Genomic DNA, 513 nt, shown 5'->3' on the forward strand with positions numbered 1-513 from the left:
TGGCAGTTTATCAAAGGGGTCAATTTTGATTCAAAAGTCGAAGATGTTTGGAGTGACGGATGTGCCCATGGTTTACCTCTAAAATGAACCGGTGTTTCAACATTGTTCTAAGTGGCAAAAAAAGCAGCCTCGCGGCTGCCTCTTGTTTCTGATTATGCCGGGTAATCGTGGTAACCCAAATGCTCAGAACTGTTTTTACCTGCTTGATGCAGTAAGCCGACGTAATATTCCATTCTCTCTTCATCGAAACGGATGGTTGGGAATGAGATAGACAAGCCAGCAATGATTTGACCAAAGCGGTCATAAATCGGCGCAGCGATACAACGAAGACCTGGTTCTTGCTCTTCGTTATCTTCTGCATAGTGGAAATCGCGCACTTTCGCCAATTCTTCTAGCACTTGATCGGTGTTTTCCAATGTTTTTTCTGTGTGCTTAATGAACTCGACATCGCTCAATACGTCACGAACGAAGCTTTCATCGCGCTCAGAAAGCAGCACTTTACCAATCGCAGTA

At 44.4% G+C, this 513-nt stretch carries 1 protein-coding gene; it reads right to left on the reverse strand.

Annotated features, from left to right (window positions below):
* Positions 1-152: 152 nt before the first annotated feature.
* A partial coding sequence (locus tag R7190_RS30935; RefSeq protein WP_318138351.1) for an IclR family transcriptional regulator C-terminal domain-containing protein occupies positions 153-513 on the reverse strand: 361 nt, incomplete at its 5' end.

The organism is Vibrio sp. 1078-1 (assembly GCF_033340475.1).